This is a genomic window from Bacillus sp. FSL E2-8887, assembly GCF_038007205.1.
Classification (GTDB): Bacteria; Bacillota; Bacilli; order Bacillales; family Bacillaceae_G; genus Bacillus_A; species Bacillus_A mycoides.
The window spans coordinates 4,443,888-4,465,248 of record NZ_JBBOWS010000001.1 but is presented as its reverse complement, the minus strand read 5'-3'; the positions used below and the strand labels follow the sequence as shown (position 1 = coordinate 4,465,248).

Annotated in this window: 18 protein-coding genes; 13 read left to right on the top strand and 5 right to left on the bottom strand. The window is 37.0% G+C overall.

Annotated elements, in window-relative coordinates; all coding sequences use genetic code 11:
* The first annotated feature begins 4 nt into the window (after positions 1-4).
* The 13 genes from menB to NSQ08_RS22920 all read left to right on the top strand — a co-directional run bounded on the left by menB (position 5) and on the right by NSQ08_RS22920 (position 13,427).
* Positions 5-823 (top strand): 1,4-dihydroxy-2-naphthoyl-CoA synthase, encoded by an 819-nt coding sequence (menB, locus tag NSQ08_RS22980; protein ID WP_002034513.1) that lies wholly within the window; start codon positions 5-7, stop codon positions 821-823.
* Between the two features lie 332 nt (positions 824-1,155).
* Positions 1,156-2,601, top strand: a complete 1,446-nt coding sequence (locus NSQ08_RS22975; RefSeq protein WP_137076394.1) for an o-succinylbenzoate--CoA ligase — start codon at positions 1,156-1,158, stop codon at positions 2,599-2,601.
* The gene (menC, locus tag NSQ08_RS22970; RefSeq protein WP_340779040.1) at positions 2,602-3,708 is read left to right on the top strand and encodes an o-succinylbenzoate synthase; all 1,107 of its coding nucleotides are present in this window, start codon (positions 2,602-2,604) and stop codon (positions 3,706-3,708) included. It begins immediately after the preceding gene.
* Positions 3,709-3,954: 246 nt separating this feature from the next.
* Entirely contained in the window at positions 3,955-4,653 is a 699-nt protein-coding gene (locus NSQ08_RS22965) for a response regulator transcription factor (RefSeq protein WP_002015820.1), read from the top strand.
* The gene (locus NSQ08_RS22960; protein WP_002143562.1) at positions 4,646-5,752 is read left to right on the top strand and encodes a sensor histidine kinase; all 1,107 of its coding nucleotides are present in this window, start codon (positions 4,646-4,648) and stop codon (positions 5,750-5,752) included. Before NSQ08_RS22965 ends, NSQ08_RS22960 begins: the two co-directional genes overlap by 8 nt.
* A gap of 82 nt (positions 5,753-5,834) precedes the next feature.
* Entirely contained in the window at positions 5,835-6,695 is an 861-nt protein-coding gene (locus NSQ08_RS22955) for a M15 family metallopeptidase (RefSeq protein ID WP_340779037.1), read from the top strand.
* A 276-nt stretch (positions 6,696-6,971) separates the two neighbouring features.
* Positions 6,972-8,072 carry an amidohydrolase/deacetylase family metallohydrolase gene (locus NSQ08_RS22950; RefSeq protein WP_240381029.1) on the top strand — a complete coding sequence of 367 codons (1,101 nt, stop codon included), beginning with the start codon at positions 6,972-6,974 and terminating at the stop codon, positions 8,070-8,072.
* Positions 8,050-9,153, top strand: a complete 1,104-nt coding sequence (locus tag NSQ08_RS22945) for a DgaE family pyridoxal phosphate-dependent ammonia lyase (RefSeq protein WP_240381028.1) — start codon at positions 8,050-8,052, stop codon at positions 9,151-9,153. Before NSQ08_RS22950 ends, NSQ08_RS22945 begins: the two co-directional genes overlap by 23 nt.
* Before the next feature lies 1 nt (position 9,154).
* Positions 9,155-9,910: a 2-dehydro-3-deoxy-phosphogluconate aldolase gene (gene dagF, locus NSQ08_RS22940; RefSeq protein ID WP_000181936.1), complete on the top strand. Its 756-nt coding sequence runs from the start codon at positions 9,155-9,157 to the stop codon at positions 9,908-9,910.
* Positions 9,903-10,919 (top strand): sugar kinase, encoded by a 1,017-nt coding sequence (locus NSQ08_RS22935; RefSeq protein ID WP_002191029.1) that lies wholly within the window; start codon positions 9,903-9,905, stop codon positions 10,917-10,919. The genes dagF and NSQ08_RS22935 overlap by 8 nt, the downstream gene beginning before the upstream one ends.
* Positions 10,919-11,644, top strand: coding sequence for a GntR family transcriptional regulator (locus tag NSQ08_RS22930; protein WP_002015828.1), 726 nt, complete (start codon positions 10,919-10,921; stop codon positions 11,642-11,644). The genes NSQ08_RS22935 and NSQ08_RS22930 overlap by 1 nt, the downstream gene beginning before the upstream one ends.
* 65 nt (positions 11,645-11,709) lie before the next feature.
* Entirely contained in the window at positions 11,710-13,035 is a 1,326-nt protein-coding gene (gene gntP, locus NSQ08_RS22925) for a gluconate permease GntP (RefSeq protein WP_340779028.1), read from the top strand.
* 179 nt (positions 13,036-13,214) lie between these two features.
* Positions 13,215-13,427 (top strand): YjcZ family sporulation protein, encoded by a 213-nt coding sequence (locus tag NSQ08_RS22920; RefSeq protein ID WP_002129632.1) that lies wholly within the window; start codon positions 13,215-13,217, stop codon positions 13,425-13,427.
* 53 nt (positions 13,428-13,480) lie between these two features.
* Here NSQ08_RS22920 and NSQ08_RS22915 read toward each other — a convergent pair whose 3' ends face one another.
* The 5 genes from NSQ08_RS22915 to NSQ08_RS22895 all read right to left on the bottom strand — a co-directional run bounded on the left by NSQ08_RS22915 (position 13,481) and on the right by NSQ08_RS22895 (position 21,360).
* A complete protein-coding gene (locus NSQ08_RS22915; protein WP_002143552.1) occupies positions 13,481-15,460 on the bottom strand; it encodes an FtsX-like permease family protein in 1,980 nt (659 codons plus the stop codon).
* Entirely contained in the window at positions 15,457-16,209 is a 753-nt protein-coding gene (locus NSQ08_RS22910) for an ABC transporter ATP-binding protein (protein WP_000393251.1), read from the bottom strand. Before NSQ08_RS22910 ends, NSQ08_RS22915 begins: the two co-directional genes overlap by 4 nt.
* Positions 16,210-16,228: 19 nt before the next feature.
* Positions 16,229-18,187, bottom strand: a complete 1,959-nt coding sequence (locus tag NSQ08_RS22905; protein ID WP_340779026.1) for an FtsX-like permease family protein — start codon at positions 18,185-18,187, stop codon at positions 16,229-16,231.
* A gap of 85 nt (positions 18,188-18,272) precedes the next feature.
* Entirely contained in the window at positions 18,273-20,243 is a 1,971-nt protein-coding gene (locus NSQ08_RS22900) for an ABC transporter permease (RefSeq protein ID WP_340779024.1), read from the bottom strand.
* Positions 20,244-20,337: 94 nt separating this feature from the next.
* Positions 20,338-21,360, bottom strand: coding sequence for a sensor histidine kinase (locus NSQ08_RS22895; protein WP_002015836.1), 1,023 nt, complete (start codon positions 21,358-21,360; stop codon positions 20,338-20,340).
* Position 21,361 lies beyond the last annotated feature (1 nt).

Below are 21,361 nucleotides of genomic sequence, written 5' to 3'. Positions count from 1 at the left end.
AGTAATGACTATTGAATGGGTAAAAGAAGGCAATTACGAAGATATTATTTATTCAACATACAATGGCATCGCAAAGATTTCGATTAACCGCCCTGAAGTACATAATGCATTCCGTCCTAAAACGGTAATGGAGTTAATCAATGCTTTTGCACACGCTCGTGATGATGCAAATGTTGGCGTTATCATTTTAACAGGTGAAGGTGGACGTGCATTCTGTTCTGGCGGCGACCAAAAAGTTCGCGGTCATGGTGGCTATGTAGGTGACGACCAAATCCCACGTTTAAACGTATTAGACTTACAACGTCTAATTCGCGCAATCCCTAAACCGGTTATCGCAATGGTAGCAGGTTATGCAATCGGTGGTGGACACGTACTTCATATCGTATGTGACTTAACAATCGCTGCAGACAACGCTGTATTCGGACAAACAGGTCCTAAAGTAGGAAGCTTTGACGGTGGATACGGAGCTGGTTATTTAGCTCGTATGGTAGGCCATAAGAAAGCTCGTGAAATTTGGTACCTATGCCGTCAATATAGTGCACAAGAAGCACTTGATATGGGCTTAGTAAACACAGTAGTACCATTAGAAGAACTTGAAGCAGAAACAGTACAATGGTCACAAGAAATTTTAGCAAACAGCCCAATGGCACTTCGTTTCCTAAAAGCTGCATTCAACGCAGACACAGACGGTTTAGCTGGTATTCAACAACTAGCTGGAGACGCAACGTTATTGTACTACACAACTGACGAAGCAAAAGAAGGCCGCGACGCGTTCAAAGAAAAACGCAGTCCCGACTTCGGTCAATTCCCTCGTTTCCCGTGATCAAACCAAAAGCGGAAGCGGCTCGCTTAGAATGTGAGGGGGATGCAACTTCTGACAAAGAGGCGCTTTTTGCCTCGTAGGAAGAAGTGAAGCCACCGAACATTCTAGCCGCTGTAGCTGGATGAAACCAAAAGCGGAGCCGACTGTTTAGCCCCGTAGGCTAAGGTTCTTTCGTACAGAAAGTGTTTTTTACTTTCTCGTGCGGAAGGTTCTTAGACGGAAGCGGCTCGCACACAATGTGAGACGCTCCCAAAAGATCACACCGGAAACAAAACAACTAAGAGACTTGATGTCATATCAGGTCTCTTTCTTTCATGAAAGGAGAATGAGTGATGGAGACGATGCCGAATTGGTTAATGCAACGTGCATTTTTAACACCTGATCGCACTGCAATTGAAATTGAAGAGGGGAAGGTTACTTTCGTGCAGCTGCATGAAAAAGTAGTATCTGTTTGTGAACACCTCACGCATGTAGGAGTGAAGCGGGCGCAAAAGGTGGCTGTTCTGATGAAAAATGGTATGGAGATGATTACAGTTATTCACGCCCTATCTTACATAGGTGCAGTAGCTGTGCTTTTAAATACGCGTCTTTCAAGAGAAGAGCTACTTTGGCAAATGGATGATGCGGAAGTTGTTTGTTTAGTGACGGATCAAGAGTTTGAGACGGAAAATGTTCCAGTATGTTCATTTGCTGAAGTGATGCAAGGACCGAAGGCGGAAGCATTTATACAAGAAGAATTCTCTTTAGAAGAAGCGATGACAATTATTTATACGTCAGGGACGACAGGGAAACCGAAAGGCGTTATTTTAACGTACGGTAACCACTGGGCAAGTGCAGTCGGTTCTTCGCTTAATTTAGGGCTTCGTGATGATGATTGTTGGTTAGCTTGTATGCCAATGTTCCACGTTGGCGGGTTATCTCTTTTAATGAAAAATATTATGTACGGTATGCGCATTTTACTCGTTCCAAAATATGATGCTAATTTTATTCATAAAGCACTTCAAACGAGAGGCGTTACGATTATTTCTGTCGTTTCTAAAATGCTAACAGATTTATTAGAACGACTTGGCGAAGGTACATATCCATCTTCTTTACGATGCATGTTACTTGGGGGAGGACCAGCACCGAAGCCGTTATTAGAAACATGTGTGGAAAAAGGAATTCCTGTGTATCAAACGTACGGTATGACAGAAACATCATCGCAAATTTGTACGTTAACAGCAGATTACATGTTAACGAAAGTAGGATCAGCCGGAAAACCACTATTTCAGTGTCAGCTTCGTATTGAAAAAGACGGCGTAGTTGTGCCGCCCCGTGCTGAAGGAGAAATTGTAGTAAAAGGACCGAACGTAACAGGTGGCTACTTTAACCGTGAAGATGCGACGCATGAGGCGATCAGAAATGGATGGCTTCATACTGGTGACCTCGGTTATTTAGATGAGGAAGGATTTTTATACGTATTAGATCGCCGCAGTGATTTAATTATTTCTGGCGGAGAAAATATATATCCAGCTCAAATTGAAGAAGTATTGCTCTCTCATCCAGCGGTAGTAGAAGCGGGTGTTGTCGGTATGGCTGACGAAAGTTGGGGACAAGTACCAGCTGCTTTTGTTGTAAAAAGTGGAGACGTAACAGAAGAAGAAATTATTCGTTTTTGCGAAGAGAAATTAGCGAAATATAAAGTGCCGAAGAAAGCATGTTTCTTAGAGGAATTACCACGAAATGCTTCGAAGAAATTGTTAAGACGAGAGTTAAGAAAATTAGTGGAGGAGATGTAGGTGGAAATAAAAAAAGCGACACTTTATATAACGGAAATGCCGCTCATTATCCCGTTTGCGGCAAGTTACGGGACTTATGAAAAGCGTGAAAGTATCATCATTGAATTAGAAGATACAGATGGATACATTGGTTTTGGTGAAGTCGTTGCATTTTCTGAACCGTGGTATACGGAAGAAACGGTGAAGACAGCGCTGCATGTACTTCAGGATTTTTTATTACTAGATTTATTGAAAGCTGAAATCTCTCATCCGAATGAAGTACCGTCTTTGTTCCAACATATAAAGAGAAACCGGATGGCAAAGGCCGGAATTGAAGGTGCTGTCTGGGATTTATATGCGAAGCGTCAAAAGCAGTCGTTAGCGATATTGCTTGGCGGAAATAGGTCTGAAATTGAAGTCGGCGTTGTGATTGGGATCAATACAATTCCCACTATGTTAAAACAAATCGAGAAGTACGCGGAAGAAGGATACGAGCGCTTTAAAGTGAAAATAAAGCCAGAACATGATTACGAATTACTGAAAGAAATTCGCAAAGAGTTTCCGAACATCCCGTTAATGGCTGATGCAAATTCAGCTTATACATTAGCGGATACGGAGAAGTTGAAACGACTAGATGAATTTAGGCTTATGATGATTGAACAACCGTTAGCGGATTACGATTTTCTGGATCATGCACAACTGCAAAAGAAAATTGAAACACCGATTTGTTTAGATGAAAGCATCCATAGTTTAGAAGACGCACGTGTTGCGATTACGCTTGGCAGTTGCCGCGTCGTTAATATTAAACCAGGGCGAGTGGGCGGATTAACAGAGTCCGTTCAAATCCATAATTATTGTATGGAGCATAACATACCAGTTTGGTGCGGTGGCATGGTAGAAATGGGGATTTCACGAGCTCAAAATGTTGCACTCGCCTCTTTGCCAAACTTTACGATTCCTGGAGATATATCTGCTTCTAGTAGACATTGGGAGAGGGATATTATTTCACCGGAAGTGATGCTTGAAGGCGGAAAAGTAAGGGTACCGCAAAGTATTGAACGTGAGTATGAAGTAGATCGAGGCAGGTTGGAAGAAATAACAAAGCAGCGGATTATTTTTGAGCGATGAATGGGAGCTTTTATTAGTACTGACTACCTGCAAATAGCGGGATGATTTTGTCGTTAATTGTCGGTAAGTCGATATATTTAAAAAATCGCTGATATAATTTAAATTACAGTTGATATATTTTGAAAATTGCCGATATAATTTCATTTATCAAGGTTACTCTTATGAGTAGCCTTTTCTTATTGTACAAATTGGATAGACTAGTTTAAAATCGAGCGTATGAAAACAGAATAAAGTAGGGGGACTAAAATGAAGCGCATTTCAATTTTAATAGCTGATGATGAAGCGGAAATTGCTGATTTAATTGAGATACATTTAGAAAAAGAGGGTTACCACGTCGTTAAAGCAGCTGATGGAGAAGAAGCCATGCATATTATTCAAACGCAGCCAATTGACTTAGTGGTTTTAGATATTATGATGCCGAAAATGGATGGATATGAAGTGACGAGGCAGATTCGCGGCAAGCACCACATGCCAATCATTTTCTTAAGTGCGAAAACATCTGATTTTGATAAAGTGACAGGTCTTGTATTAGGCGCAGATGATTATATGACAAAGCCTTTCACACCGATTGAATTAGTTGCACGTGTAAATGCACAACTGCGTAGATTTCTTACGTTAAATCAGCCGAAAGTAGCGGAGAATAAATCTGCTTTAGAAATAGGCGGAGTCGCTATTGATCCTGAGCGAAGAACAGTAAATGTGTACGGAGAGCCGATTGAATTAACACCAAAAGAATTTGATATTTTATATGTATTAGCAAGTCATCCGAAGAAAGTGTACAGTGTGGAAAATATTTTTCAGCAAGTATGGGCTGAAGGGTATTACGAAAGTGGAAATACAGTTATGGTACATATCCGTACTTTGCGAAAAAAGCTTGGGGAAGATAAAAGAAAGGATAAGTTAATAAAAACAGTGTGGGGGGTAGGTTATACTTTCAATGGCTAAAACGATGAGAAGCTTTCGCTCGAAGATGATTATGCTATTTGCGTTAAGTATGATATTAGCTGGTGGCGTAACGTATTTAATTTATGAGGGGCTACGTCTCTATTATAAATTAGCAGTTCGTTATGAGGATCCTTTAGCCCAATTTCGTTCAATGGTAAGACAAATTGGGGACATTAATTTCTTTTTAATTGTATTTATTCCTCTGTCCATTATGTTTTTCTTCTTCCTTACTAGACCGTATTTAAAATATTTTGATGAGATTTCGAACGGGATTCATCATCTTGCGAACGGAGATTTTTCAAATCAAGTTCGTGTTTCATCAAATGATGAGTTTGGATATATCGCACGCGAAATTAATGTAGCGAGTGAAAAATTAAAAGAAGCGGTTGAACGAGGAGACTTTGCGGAAAGTAGTAAAGATCAGCTCATTGTCAACTTAGCTCATGATTTAAGAACGCCGCTAACATCTGTTTTAGGGTATTTAGATTTAATTCTTAAAGATGAGAATTTGACGAAGGAACAAATTAAACATTTTTCTACAATTGCTTTTACGAAATCCGAAAGGCTTGAAATCTTAATTGATGAATTATTTGAAATAACGAGAATGAATTATGGCATGTTGCAAATTGAAAAAAGATCAATTGATATAAGTGAATTACTTATACAGTTAGATGAAGAATTATATCCGTTATTAGAAAAAAAAGGTTTAGAAGCGAGATTGAATATGGATTCGCATTTACCTATTAACGGTGACGGGAAATTGTTAGCTCGAGTATTTGAAAATCTTTTAACGAATGCGATTCGCTATGGATACGATGGAAAGTTTGTTGATGTGAACGGATATATTGATCATGAAGAGGTAGTTGTACAAATTATTAATTACGGCGATAGCATTCCAGAAGAAGATTTACCATATTTATTTGATATGTTTTATACAGGTGATAAGGCGAGGTCAGAGCAAAAGGGCGGAACAGGCCTTGGGCTATTTATCGCAAAAAATATTATCGAACAGCATGATGGGACAATCTCTGCTGAAAGTAACGTAATTAGAACGATATTTGAAGTGAGATTACCAAAAGAAGAGAGCAAAGCAATTTAATAAAAATTTAAACTTTACCCCACTTTTTATTTTAATAGTTTTTTCTATTCTATACGTAAGTTACGTTAAGGAGGAACTAGAAATGAAAAAGTGGGTATTTATTTCTTTTTTTATAATATGTACAGCATGTGTAGGCTTTTATATATCACCAGTATTTCAAAAGGAGATCGATGTTAAAATTGCAGAAAAAGATAATAAAGTAAAAGCCGCGAACACTGAAAAGATAGAGGTCACAAAGGAACAAATTTATAAAGGGGATCTACTATTAGTTAATAAAGATTACCCGGTTAAAAAAGATAGTGTTAGGTCCGATATTGTCAATGTAAATCACAATAGTGAATTAGTAAGAGGCTATGTAATATTTGATAGAAATCTTCGCTTATCAGAGGGTGTTGTAAAAAAGTTTTTGAACGTTGTCGATGCAGCTGGGAAAGATGGAGTACAGCATTTCTTAATGAGTAGCGGTTACCGAGATTTTCAAGAACAAAGTAAATTATATAAAGAAATGGGATCGGATTATGCACTTCCAGCAGGATATAGTGAACATAATTTAGGGTTATCACTCGACGTTGGGTCTACTCAAAAGAAAATGGAGAAAGCTCCTGAAGGAAAATGGATTGAAGAGAACGTATGGAAGCACGGATTTGTTTTACGTTATCCGAAAAATAAAAGTGATATTACGGGCATTCAATATGAGCCGTGGCACATACGTTATGTAGGCTTACCACATAGCGCAATTATGCAAAAAAAGAAGATTACGTTAGAGGAATATTTGGACTTTTTAAAAGAGGAAAAAGAAGTTTCAACTGAGGTTGAAGGTAAGAAATATACGGTTTCTTATTATAAAGTTTCAGATCGTATGAACGTGAATGTTCCGGTGAATAAGCAGTATGAAATTTCGGGGAACAATATGGACGGGGTTATTGTGACGGTTCAGGAATAGAGAAAAAGGCTGGTCCGTTTTGGGTCAGTCTTTTGGCATATAAGAAATAGATTGCCGTTTTTTGTCGGTAAATCGATATTCCTTGTCGAATCATTGATATAATTTCCTGTACTATCAACATTTTGTGGATTGTTTTTTTATTTACCATTAAACATTATAACGTTATATTTACTTTTCTTTTTTTTCGTGATACTCTAAATATGTGAAAGAGATATAAAATGAAATTTTAATGTAAGCGTATTCTTATGGCTTCTTATAGAAAAGGGTGGAAATACAATGACAGAACGATTCGTGCTACGTAATGTGAAGCGTGTGAACGGGGAAGAGATTGACATTGTAGTTGAAAATAATAAAATTGCACAGGTGACGAAAGCTGGTGCTGGCGAGGGTGGAAAGGTTCTTGATTACTCAGGTACTTACGTATCGAGTGGATGGATTGATTTGCACGTTCATGCTTTTCCAGAGTTTGATCCGTATGGCGATGAGGTAGATGAAATTGGCGTTAAGCAAGGGGTAACGACAATTGTTGATGCGGGAAGCTGCGGAGCTGATCGTATCGCAGATTTAGTACAAAGTAGAGAACAGGCAAAAACGAATTTATTTGCCTTTTTAAATATTTCTCGCATCGGTTTGAAACGAATTGATGAATTATCCAATATGGAATGGATAGATAAAGAGAAAGTAATAGATGCAGTAGAAAAGTATAAAGATGTAATCGTTGGATTAAAAGCGAGAATGAGTAAAAGTGTCGTTTGTGATAGCGGAATTGAACCGCTGCACGTAGCGCGCTCTTTATCTCGTGAAACATCATTGCCGATTATGGTACATATCGGTTCAGCTCCTCCGCGTATTGAGGAAGTTGTACCTCTTTTAGAAAAAGATGATGTCATTACACATTACTTAAACGGGAAAGAAAATAATTTATTTGATGAAGAAGACAAACCGCTACCTGTGTTGTTAGATGCAGTGAAACGTGGTGTTCATTTAGATGTTGGTCACGGTAATGCTAGTTTTTCTTTTAAAGTAGCAGAAGCGGCGAAGTGTCACGGTATTGCCTTTAATACAATTAGTACAGACATTTACCGGAAGAATCGTATACACGGTCCAGTTTACAGTATGGCTCACGTTCTTTCGAAATTCCTTTACTTAGGGTATCCGCTAGAAGAAGTAATTGATGCGGTTACGAAAAATGCGGCAGAGTGGCTGAAAAAACCAGAGCTTGGTCGTATTCAAGAAGGCGATATTGCAAACTTAACTTTATTTACGGTGAAAGATGAACCGATTACGTTAATTGATTCAGAAGGGGATCAGCGCATTGCTGAAAGAAGAATTGATACGAAAGGGGTTGTAATCAATGGGTCATTCATTGAATGCTAAGTACGGATTAAAAAGAGTGATTAATGCGAGCGGTAGAATGAGTATTTTAGGTGTATCCGCTCCGACAAATACAGTGATGGATGCGATGAAACATGGTGGACAAAATTATGTGGAAATTGCCGATTTAGTAGATAAAGCGGGAGACCATATTGCGAGAATTTTAGATTCAGAGGCAGCGGTCGTTGTGAACTCAGCATCGAGTGGAATTGCGCTTTCTATTGCTGGTATTGTTACAGAAGGAAATCGTCGTAAGAGTGAACGACTTCATCAAGAGGTCATCGCGAAAAACGAAGTGATTATGTTAAAAGGTCATAACGTTCAATACGGTGCTCCTGTTGAAACGATGATTTATTTAGGCGGCGGTAAGCTCGTTGAAGTCGGTTACGCAAATGAAGGGAAAGCGGAGCATATTGAAGATGCAATTGGCGAAAATACAGCAGCTATTCTTTATGTGAAATCCCATCATGCCGTGCAAAAAAATATGATTTCTGTTGAAGAAGCATGGGAAGTTGCGCAGCGAAATAACGTACCACTTATCGTCGATGCGGCAGCTGAAGAAGATATTCAAAAATATGTGAAGTATTCAGACCTTGCCATTTATAGCGGTTCAAAGGCAATTGAAGGACCTACTTCTGGTATTGTCGGCGGTAAACGAAAATATATCGAGTGGCTGAAAGTACAATTACATTGCAGTGGTAGGAGTATGAAAGTTGGGAAAGAAACAACTTTCGGTTTACTTCAAGCGCTTGATGAGTACGGAGTAAAAGAAGATAAGAGTGAACAAGAAAAAGAGTTATTACAAGTACTTATGCCACTAAAAGAATTAAATGGTGTAAATGTAACGGTCGTTCAAGATGAGGCAGGAAGAGCAATCTTTAGAGCACGTATTCATATTAACGAGAACGAGCTAAATAAATCAGCAAAAGACGTTGTAACAGCATTATGCGAAGGGGAAATCGCAATTTATACACGTGATTACGGAGTAAGACAAGGATTCTTTGATATCGATCCACGTCCACTTCAAGGTGATGACATACATGTAATTGAAGAAAAAATGAGAGAAATTGTAGGGGGAAACTAAAATGACAAACATTCAAAAACGTTTTTATAAAGGCCGCGTAGCATTAAATGTATTAGCGAACAATATCCGAAATGCGAAAGACATTTTTGAAGCAGCAGAAGGTTATGTAGTAGTCGGTGTGTTATCAAAAGATTATCCAACAGTAGAAGAAGCAGTAACTGCGATGAAAGCATACGGAAAAGAAATTGATGACGCTGTATCAATTGGACTTGGAGCAGGAGATAATCGCCAAGCAGCGGTTGTAGCTGAAATTGCGAAGCATTATCCTGGTAGTCATATTAACCAAGTATTCCCTTCAGTAGGAGCGACGCGCGCAAATCTTGGCGGCAAAGATAGCTGGATTAATAGTTTAGTATCACCAACAGGAAAAGTAGGTTACGTAAATATTTCTACTGGCCCAATTAGTGCGGCTGGGGAAGAAAAAGCAATCGTTCCAATTAAAACAGCAATCGCACTTGTACGTGATATGGGCGGGAATTCATTGAAATACTTCCCAATGAAAGGCTTAGCTCATGAAGAAGAATATCGCGCAGTTGCGAAAGCTTGTGCGGAAGAAGGATTTGCATTAGAGCCAACGGGCGGAATTGATAAAGAAAACTTTGAAACAATTGTACGTATTGCATTAGAAGCAAACGTAGAGCAAGTTATCCCGCACGTGTACTCTTCTATTATTGATAAAGAAACTGGTAATACGAAAACAGAAGATGTACGCGAGCTATTAGCAGTCGTGAAGAAGTTAGTTGATCAATATGCGTAAGAAAATTGCAGCATTCGGTGAAGTAATGATGCGCCTGCAAGTGCCAGGGTATGAATTGTTATCGCAAGCAAACTCATTAAATTACTCATTTTCAGGTACAGGTGTGAACGTTGCAGCAGCACTTTCTCATCTAGGTCATGAAGGTTTTCTTATTTCAACTTTACCGGAAAACTCTGTTGGGGATGCTGCGGTATCACATATTCAAAAGTTAGGCATTCAGGCACCGTTTGTTTCAAGAGGCGGTAAATATGTTGGTATGTACTTTTTAGAAAATGGATTTGGAGCACGCGCAAGCCGCGTTACATATTCGAACCGATTAGAAAGTAGTTTCAATACGGCATGTGAAGAGATGTACCAATTTGAAGAAATCGCAAAAGAAATTGATATCGTTCATTTTTGCGGGATTACCCTTGCGATGAATGATACTGTGCGCCATCATATGAAATCTTTGGCGAAGGCAGTTAAAGAAAATGGAGGCACTGTCGTTTTCGATTGCAACTATCGTCCGTCGCTTTGGGGAGAAGATGGGTATGAACAGGCGAAACCTCATTATGAAGAAATGCTAGGCCTTGCCGATATTGTAATGATGAATGAAAAAGATGCGATGTTTGTTCTCGGAATGAAAACAGAAGAGACGGAGCGAGAAGCACAGCTTGTTGATCTTATTCCAAAAGTCGCTGAAATATATAATATCGCTACGATCGCGGGAACGCATCGTTCTATTAATAGCGATAATACACACTCACTTCGCGGATTCATATGTAAAGATGGGACGTTCACTTTTGCCAAAACACTTACGTTTTCTGTATATGATAGAATAGGTGCTGGAGATGCTTATACGAGCGGAATTATTCATGGCGAGATAGAAGAGTTTGCACCAGAGAAAGCTGTTTCATTTGCGTCAGCAGCTGGAATGCTTGCACATACAATCGTCGGTGATACGCCAATGTCATCAGAGAAAGATATACTTCGGGCAATGACGGCATCAGTAGGTGATGTAGAAAGGTAGTGGGTGTAACGGTGAACGTAACGAGAAAAAGAGGTCCATTATATTTACAAATTAAAAATATTATTCGTGATCGAATATTACATGGTGTTTATGCCATTCATACAAATATTCCTTCTGAACCACAATTAGAAGAAGAGTTCAAAGTGAGTAAAATTACAGTGCGAAACGCAATTAAAGAACTCGTTCAAGAAGGATATTTAGAAAAGAAAAGTGGTAAAGGAACGAAAGTCATTCGAAATACTTCTGCGACAAAGCTTTCAAAGGGAAAGAAATTTACAGAAGTGTTAGTGGAAGAAGGCTATAAAGTACAAAAGAAATTGCTAAAGGCAGAAGTGGTTCATAATGAAGAAGGAACAGTACCATTTCGTTTGTTTGGTAAAGAGAGTTTTCGTATTGAGCGTCTATATGCTTTAAATGATACTCCGTACATTCATTATACGCACTATTTCTCAGCACAAATGGCAAGTACAGACTTAGCGGACTTTGACTTACAATCGCTTTATGATCTAGTCGAGGACCGTGGTATACATTTAGAAAACTTCAGAGATGAATTCGCTGTTGGATTTGCGCCTAATTTCGTTGCAGAAGCGTTAGGAGAAAAAGAGGGAACAGCGTTATTAAAACGTATGCGCTATTCTTACGATGAAGTTGGCGAAGTAATTGAATATAGTGAAGGCTACTACAATACGGAAATGCAGCATTACGTTGTAAATTATGATGTGTAAAAAATGAAGAGGGACTAATTCCCTCTTTTTCTGTAAAAAATTTTCATATCGAAGGGGAATGGGATATGGATATATACTTATTAATCGTCACGTTAATTGCGATCGCAATTGTTATTTTAGGGGTATCGTGGTGGAAGTGGCATGCATTTATTAGTTTAACAGTTGCTAGTCTATTTTTAGCTATTATGTCTGGGTTGAACTTGACCAAAATTGTTACTGCCTATGAAATTGGTGTTGGTAGTGTACTAGGGCATTTAGTTGGTATTTTGGCTCTCGGAACAATTTTAGGGAAAATGATGTCTGATTCAGGGGCTGGCATGCAAGTAGCAGATTTCTTCATTCGATTCTTCGGGGTGAAAAAATTACCTTGGGCAATGTTATTCGCCGGATTTGTTATAGGTATTCCAGTATTTTTTGAAGTGGGAATCGTCATTTTATTACCACTTGTTATTTCAATTCGAAAAACAACGAAACAAAATATATTGTTAATTGCGTTACCTGTTATTGCTGGATTATCGATTGTACATGGGCTAGTGCCGCCGCATCCAGGTGCGATGACAGCAATCGGGATTTATAACGCGAATTTAGGAAAGGTACTATTGTATTCATTAATTATCGCGTTACCAACAGCAATTATCGCAGGACCGGTATTTGCAAAATGGGTACATAAGAGGGTTATACCTGAAAATGAACCGGAGCTTGTTCGAGTTACGACAGTATCTACTGATTTGCCAAGTCGTAAAGCTTCATTCTTTATCATTTTATTACCAGTAGTTTTAATGATTTTATCAGTAGTCGCACCATATATTTCATTACCGAAAAAAATAACTGAATTTTTAGTATTTGTAGGAAGTTCGGTAATCGCTTTACTTATTTCATGTTTCGCAGCGTTTTATTTGCTTGGTATAAAACAAGGAATTAATAAAAAGATGATTAAAAAATTAACAGATGAAAGTTTACTACCTGTCGGTTCCATTATTTTAATAATTGGTGCAGGCGGTGGATTTAAACAAATATTAATTGAAAGCGGCGTTGGAACAGCCATCGCTCAAATGGCAGAACATATTTCATTATCACCAATCGTCTTAGCGTTCATGGTAGCGGGATTAATCCGAATTGCAACAGGTTCAGCTACTGTAGCATTAACGACAGCAGCTGGAATTGTTTCACCGGTTATTCAGCACATGTCTGGTGTAAATTTAGAATTACTCGTTATTGCAACCGGTGCAGGTTCATTAATGTTTTCTCACGTAAATGATGCAGGATTCTGGCTTGTAAAAGAGTATTTAGGTTTGACAGTAAAAGAAACGTTTAAAACGTGGACGGTGCTGGAGACATTGTTATCATTTATTGCATTCGGCTTTGCGCTTTTACTTAATATGTTTGTTTAGAAGAAGGGGGTGCCTATTTAAAGGTATCCTCTTTTTGTGTTGGGGCTCTTTTCATGAAACAAGCCCGTTTTTAGGAGTGCCAAGCTTCCGATTTGCCCTGAAAACATAATATAAATGGAATCCCCTCATTTAGAGCAAGTTGAACTTGTTATGAATGATACTAAAGGAGGAATAGAGTAATGAGCGAAAAGTGTGAACACAGACATGATGATTGTAACCGCAGACATGATGATTGCGACCGTAGACGTGGCTGCGGCGGCGGTTTTGCGCTTCTAATCGTATTGTTTATTTTATTAATTATCATCGGTGCTAGCTGCTTCGGCGGAGGCGGCGGTGGTTGTGGTTACGGCGGTTATGGTGGATATGGCGGCGGCTATGGTGGATACTGCTAATTATTAAAAACTATTGAAAATGGCCTTGTGCAATATGCACAAGGCCATTTTATTCATATTTTTATATGCTGTGATAATTTATTAATGTACAGAGAGCGGATTAAGAAAAAGAAAATAATCTCGATAATCCCGAAAAAGGTGAGTACAATCAGTAACTCTTTTAGTAACGAGAAAGAAAACATGCTTTGTAAAAACTTAACCGCAAATAACGTGTGAACACCAGCAACGATGTAAGGAACGAAAAATAAAATTCCTAATTGAATCGTTGCGGAGCGAAACATTTCTGATTCAGTTAAGCCCAGTTTTGTAATCGTAATGTACTTTTGTTTTTCATTCGTTAAGTCGTTATACATACGGAAGTATAAAACGCTAGCCGCTCCGATAAAGAAGATAAAGCCAAGAAATGCCCAAATAAAGAATTGAGCAACTGCATTTTCTTTATTATGGAGTAACTCATCAGTAGCTGTATAAATATTAAAAGGGACGGGAGATGCATGCTTATCATCTTTATGTGCCTCATAATATTTTTCGGTGTCATTACTAATACTTTTTAATATATTTTTCGTTGGAATAATTGCATTTTCCCAATTATCCACGAAGTAGTTATAAACTGTAATGGTTTCAATATGAGGAATCATAGTATCGATTGCATAATCTTGCATAATAACTAAATTTGCTAATGCAAATGGTGGTGCTATTCCTTTGTTAATAAATCCCTTTATATAAAACTCCTTTTTATTGGATTCAAGCGTAATTGTATTTTGTTTTACAAATGGATTTGATACAAGGTTTAATAGCTCTGGTGAATAGCCAGAAATAATGTAAACTTCTTTTGAATCAAGGGTGATTGTAGGTCTCTTTAACTGCTTAGCAATTTCGTTATAATCACTCATTTTCATAATTGCAATCTCTTCTTTTGAAGCATTATCTTTTAAAAGCGTAAATTTATATTTTTTATATTGAAAATGAGCATTGGAAAGTTCGGATTCAATAGTATTAACGTGCTTTCGTTCAAGGGAATGATCCCCTTCTAATTTGTATGTGAAGGGAATAGGATATCGCTCTAGTATCGACGCTTTTGTATTATTATTCGCAGCAAATAGTCCGATAATAATCGTAAATGCAAGCGCAGATAGCATAGAAACGATAAAGAGTACATTAATATTACTACGGGTACGAGCAACTAAGTCTGAAATCCATAACATGTTTATTTGTTTCAAATAAAACTTTCTACGTTTCTTTAAAATATAGATAAAAAGAAGAAATGTTTGTGAAAAGAAAAAATATGTTCCGACTACTACGAGTGGCAAAATAGATAATATAATAAAGAAGACAGATCCGTTTTGCACATTTTTTTCGGTTACGTAGCCTTGTGGATAACCAGCAATATAATAACATAACCCTAAACAAGTTAAAGCAAATATCGAAATGAGTATAGACGGCCTTTTTTCGGCTGTCACTTTCTTGTTCCCTTTAATAAGATGGACTGTTTTACGAGTCCGAATAAACATAGGTGTAAATGTAGAAACGATTAAAAATAAAATGATAAACGTTACGGTTGTCACGATAATCGCTTCTGTTGGCCAATATAAATAGAGACCTTTCGCACTTGTTAATTTTGAAGTGACTAATAAGAAAAAATTAGAGAACACTAGGCCACCTTGTATACCGATAAAGATGGACAATATCCCGATTATCATGTTTTCAGTAAATAACAGTCTTTTTAATTGTTTCTGTGAGATACCGAGAATCGTGAGTATCCCGAATTGCTGCTTCCGTACATTTAAAAATGTTCCAATTGAATATAAGAGAAAGAAGAACGAGAACATAACAATCACAAGCTGTGCTGTACTCGCTAAGTTCATTAGAGGATCCCGTTCTTGAAAGCTTTGTACATTTTGTAAGCGTGGATGATACGCGTATACAGTAAATGAAAAGAAAACCATAATAGAAAAAGCACTACTTACAAAATAAGCAAAATATGCTTTAGAATTACGCGAGACATTTTTAAATGCAAATTGCCAAAACGTCATCCACGCCTTCCTCCTAATAATGCTAAAACATCTAATATTTCTTGATAAAATTTCTCGCGATATAGTCCGCGGTGTAATTCATTGTAAAGCCCACCATCTTTAATGAAAATAACGCGGTTACAATAACTTGCTGCAAACGGATCATGAGTAACCATTAAAATTGTGGCATCCTCTTCTTTATTTAATTTCGTAAATAGCTCCATTACATCAATTGCTGCTTTCGAATCTAAGTTTCCTGTCGGTTCATCGGCAAGTAGAAGTGAAGGATGATGAATAACAGCACGTGCTACTGCAGTACGCTGCGCTTGTCCTCCAGAAACTTCAAAAATACGCTTGTCCAAAATATGATCAATTCCAAGCTTTTTTGAAATGTTATCAAGCTTTTCGTCCATTTCTTTTAAAGGAACATTATCTAACGTTAAAGGGAGTACGATATTTTCACCGATTGTTAGTGTATCTAATAGGTTAAAGTTTTGAAAAACAAACCCTAACTCTTGGCGGCGGAAAATAGCTAGTTTCTCTCTACGAAATGTGTGCGGTTTTTTTCCATTAATCACGACATCACCAGAAGTAGGGGAGTCAATTGTAGAGATAACGTTTAAAAATGTAGATTTACCGCTACCAGATGGTCCCATGATAGCAACAAATTCTCCTTTATCTACATGTAAATTTATATTTTTTAAAGCAGTATGAGGGACCTTTCCTTCATACACTTTTGAGACGTTTTTTATGTGTAATACTTCTTCCATAATAATCACCTTTCTATTTTTAAAACTTAATATGTTGTGATAATTTTTGCATATAAAAGGAACGAATTAAAAGGAAAAAGATAATTTCAACCGTTCCAAAGATTACAAGTACAACTGTAATCTCAGCGAATAATGATAGATGTAATATCTCTTGTAACATCTTTGTCGCAAACATCGTATGGATCGATGCCATAATGTAAGGAACAAAGAAAAGAATCGCAAGTTGAATTGTAGCGGATTGCTTCATTTCGACTTCTGTTAAACCGATTTTTGTAATCGTTATATACTTTTCTTGCTCATTTGTTAAATCTGTATACATACGGAAGTAAAGAACACTGCCAGCTCCGATAAAGAAAATAACACCTAGGAAAGTACCAATTAAGAAAAACGAAGCAACATTTAATTTTGTTTTGTATAGAGAATCGCTTGCTTCACTTGCATGAAACGGTGGATGTTCTGCCTGAATAGCTGCATTGTCAGTATCAATTTTTGTTATAAATGCTGAACCGATATTATGTGCCTTTTCCCAATCTGGAACTTTGAAGCTATATAGACTCATCTGTTTTGAAGCGGTTGATAAGGCTTCTACATTTTCATCAGATAATACGAGAAGTTGTGATATTAAGCTATTCGGGAAAGGGTTATAACTTTTATATTCTTTCACTTGTAGCTGTAAAGAATTTTGAGTAAGTGTCAGAGTATTTCTCTTTTCTTGATCAAAAACTGTTCCAATGAATTGATCATCTATGTCTTTAATAAGGATATAAGACTCATTATTACTTACGGTGAGCGTTTCCCAATTTAATGCTTTAGCAAGTACATTATAGTCACTTTGTTTAATGGCATAATAGAGCTGCGCGTTATCTTCTGCTGAAGATACTTCATATATGTCTGTTTTAAATTTTGTATAAGTAAAGTGCTCTTCATTAAATTTTTGCTCTAACCAGTTTAAATGTTCATCAGCTAACGTATTTTCAGTATGTGATAAATAAGTAAACGGGAAAGGGTTTTGCCTTATTTCATCAAACTTTGTGAATTTCCCAAACCCATATAAGAATGTAATCATTGTAAAAGCGAGTGTCGATAACATCGTCACGATAAAGAGCATGTTAATATTTGTCCGAATCCGAGTTGCTAAATCAGAAACCCAAAGCATATTAATACGTTTCATATAAAATTTTCTTCTCGTCTTTAATATGCGAATGAGTAAGAAGCTAATTTGTGAGAAGAAAAAATATGTCCCAGCTGCAGCAAGTGATGGGATGACAAATATACAGGAGGCAGCGTACAAAAGCCCAGCGATATCTCCTAGTGACATAAAATATAGTGGGTTTGCTGCTAAAACATATCCAGATATTAAACATATCGCACCAAAGAGAGAGATGAGTACAGATGCTTTTCTTTCTTTTTGTTTTGTTCCTTCTTTTAAAAGACGTACAGCTTTTCTCGTACGGATTAGCATCGGTGTAAAAGATGATACGAGAATGAAGAGTCCAAGAAAGATAATTATAGTTAAAATGATAGCAGCTGTAGGCCACCAATATAAATATAAACCAGGCACATGCGTAATTTTGGCGGTAACTAATAAAAAGAACTGTGAAAAGACAAGGCCAAATTGAATGCCGAAAAATATGGATAGGCCACCAATTAGCATGTTTTCTAGAAATACGAGCCTCTTTAATTGCTTTGGAGATATGCCAAGTACTGTTAAAATCCCGAACTGTTTTTTTCGTACTTTTAAGAAAGTACCGATTGAATATAGTAAAAAGAAAAATGAAAAGAATACAATGACAACTTCTGAGATTGTCATTAATATGTTCAGAGCAGCATTCACGCCTGTCATATGCAATTTAGGATGAAATAAATAAACTGCAAACGAGAAGAAAATTGCAATGGAAAACGCACTACTTACAAAATAGGCGAAATAAGCTCTGGCGTTCCGCGTCACGTTTTTAAATGCAAACTGCCAAAATGTCATGCGCCTAAACCTCCTAATAGAGTTAATGTGAAAGGAGTATGAGGGGGTCCGCATACTCTTTTCATAAAGCTCACCTTTTGCTTATTTAAAACTTAATATGTTGCGATAATTTTTGCATATAAAGTGAACGAATTAATAGGAAAAAGATAATCTCAACTGTTCCAAAAATCACAAGTACAACCGTAATTTCAGCGAACAATGATAAGTTAATAATATCTTGCAACATCTTTGTCGCAAACATCGTATGAATAGAAGCCATAATGTATGGAACGAAAAATAAGATTCCAAGTTGAATGGTCGCTGAACGCTTCATTTCTGATTCTGTTAAGCCAATCTTCGTAATCGTTACATATTTTTCTTGCTCGTTTGTTAAATCTGTATACATACGGAAGTACAGTACACTACCAGCTCCAATAAAGAAAATGATCCCAAGGAATGTACCAATAAGGAAGTAGGAAGCACTTCCGGATTTGATTCTGTATAAAGAATTACCTGATTCAAAAATACGAACGAGAGATCCTTCGTGCTTGATACTCGCGCGGTCTTTATCTGCTCGTTTTACAAACTCATCAGCAATAGCATATGTATTCTCCCAGTTTTCTACGTTGTAATTATAGACTGTCACATGTTTAGTGTTAGTTGGTAAATTGTTAACGGCAGAATCAGATAATACTAATGTTTCATAAGCAAAAGTAGACGGGAGGGTATTATCTATTTTGATCCCTTTTATTTGTAGCTTATAATTTGTATTAGCGAGTGTAATATGTGTTCTATTGTAATTTGGATCGAATGAAGTAAATAATGGGACATATGCTGCTCCAGATAATATATATGTTTCATTCTCATTTATAAATAGTTTTTGTAATTGTAATGACGTAGCGAGTTTATTATAGTCACTTTGCTTTATGGCATATGTGTCATAATAAATTTCTGTATTATTTTTCGCTTCTACAGGCGTAGCGTATAAATCTACTTTAATTTTGTCGTAAGAGAATTGCCCATCTTCTAATTGTTTTTCTAGCCAATTTAAGTGCTGGGAAGTAAATGGATTCTCATCAAATGAGAAATATGAAAATGCGAATGGTGAATTTCGTTCAACATCAAGCTTCATAAATTTCCCGAACCCATATAAAAATGTAATCATCGTAAAAGCAATTGTAGATAGCATTGCCACAACGAAAAGCATATTAATATTTGAGCGAATGCGGCTAGCTAAATCAGAAATCCAGAGCATATTAATACGCTTCATATAAAAATTCCGTCTCTTTTTCAACAGGTGAATGAGCAAGAAACTAATTTGCGAAAAGAAGAAATATGTTCCGATTGAAACGAGTGCCGGAATGACGAAAATACTTGAAAGCATATAAACCATTCCTATTTGTGGGCTTATTGATACGAAATATATTGGTTTGCTCGCTAAAGCGTAGCCACCTATTAAACAGATAGCGCCAAATAGAGAGATAAATATGGATGGTTTTCTTTCCTTTTGTTTCCCAGCATTAGTTTTTAAAAGGTTTACCGTCTTTTTCGTACGAATTAGCAGGGGTGTAAATGAAGATACAGCGATAAAGAGACCAAGAAACACAATCGTCGTTAAAATGAAAGCATTCGTAGGGATATATAAATATATCCCTGGTAGATGTGTAATTTTCGCTGTTACTAATAAGAAAAACTGCGAAAAGACAAGTCCAAACTGCATACCGAAAAAGATAGATAAAATACCAATTAACATATTTTCAGTGAAAACGAGACGGTGTAATTGTTTTCTTGATATTCCTAAAACGGTCAAAACGCCGAATTGTTTTTTACGTACTTTTAAAAACGATCCGATTGAATATAGTAAAAAGAAAAAAGAGAACAAGACAATGACAACTTCTGAAAAAATCATTAATCCTGAAACTTCAGAGATCATACTGGAATTTTGTAATTTCGGATGAAATAAATAAACAGCAAACGAAAAGAAAACAGCAATGGAAAAGGAACTGCTTAAAAAATAGGCAAAATAAGCTCTTGAGTTGCGCGTTACATTTTTAAATGCAAACTGCCAAAATGTCATAATATATGCCTCCCGTTAGCAGGCCGATATGTAGTCTTATTGCAAAAAATGTATGAGAGTAAATTCTCATACATTTTGCTAGCATATGTTATGGTCATGCTTCGGTCACCTTCTCTGTATTTTCTGCTTGATTATTTGCAGCGTTGTGGAAGATGATTTTAATCGTCGTTCCTTTACCAACTTCAGAGTCTAGTTTCACAGAGTGACCTAAATAATCACAAATTTTACTTACAATATAAAGCCCCATACCAGTAGATTCTCCGAATGCACGACCGTTTTTTCCAGTGTAAAAAGGTTCAAATACTCTTCGAATATCTTCTTGTGGAATACCAACGCCTTCGTCACGAACTTCCAAAATAATATCTTTACCATTGCGATAAGCTGATAAGAAAACTTTCTTTCCGCGCTCACCAGAGTAGCGAACTGCATTTGTCATTAACTGATAAATGATGAACTTTAGCCACTTCGCATCAGAAGCGACTTTTAAATCTGAATGAACTTCTAAAACGGGGAAGACTCCGTTTCGAATGAATAATTCTTTCAATCCGTTAATATTTTTTGTCACAGCATCTTTTAATGAAATCGTCTCAACATGGAAGTCTTCATGGAAGTTATTTAGCCTTGCCATATATAAAGCCATATCGAGTCCTTGATTTAATCGTTCTAATTCTTTTTTGAATTTCGGGATTAAATGTTCATCTTCCATTTCAAGCACCATAAGCTGCATAACAGAAACAGGCGTTTTCATTTGATGCACCCAATGGTTAATAAATAATTGGTGTTCTTGCTGTTTTACTTCGAATGTTTGTAGGTCTTTTTGGAATAGACGATATTGCGTACGAACGAGCTCGTTTACACCGTGTGGCATAGGAGCAGTCGCTCTTTCAATAAACGCATCTTCCAGTTTCTCTGGTGGTTCACTTAATCTGTGATACATTCTACGGTTACGAACGTAACGATAAGCGAGGAAACAGATGAATAAGTATAAACTTAAAACGATGAAGTAAAACTTATTATTTTGAAATCCGTCTACTGCATCATAAAGAACGAAAATGATTCCGAAGTTTAATACATATAGTAGGAAAAATGCAAAATGATCACGTAAAAATAGTTTCATG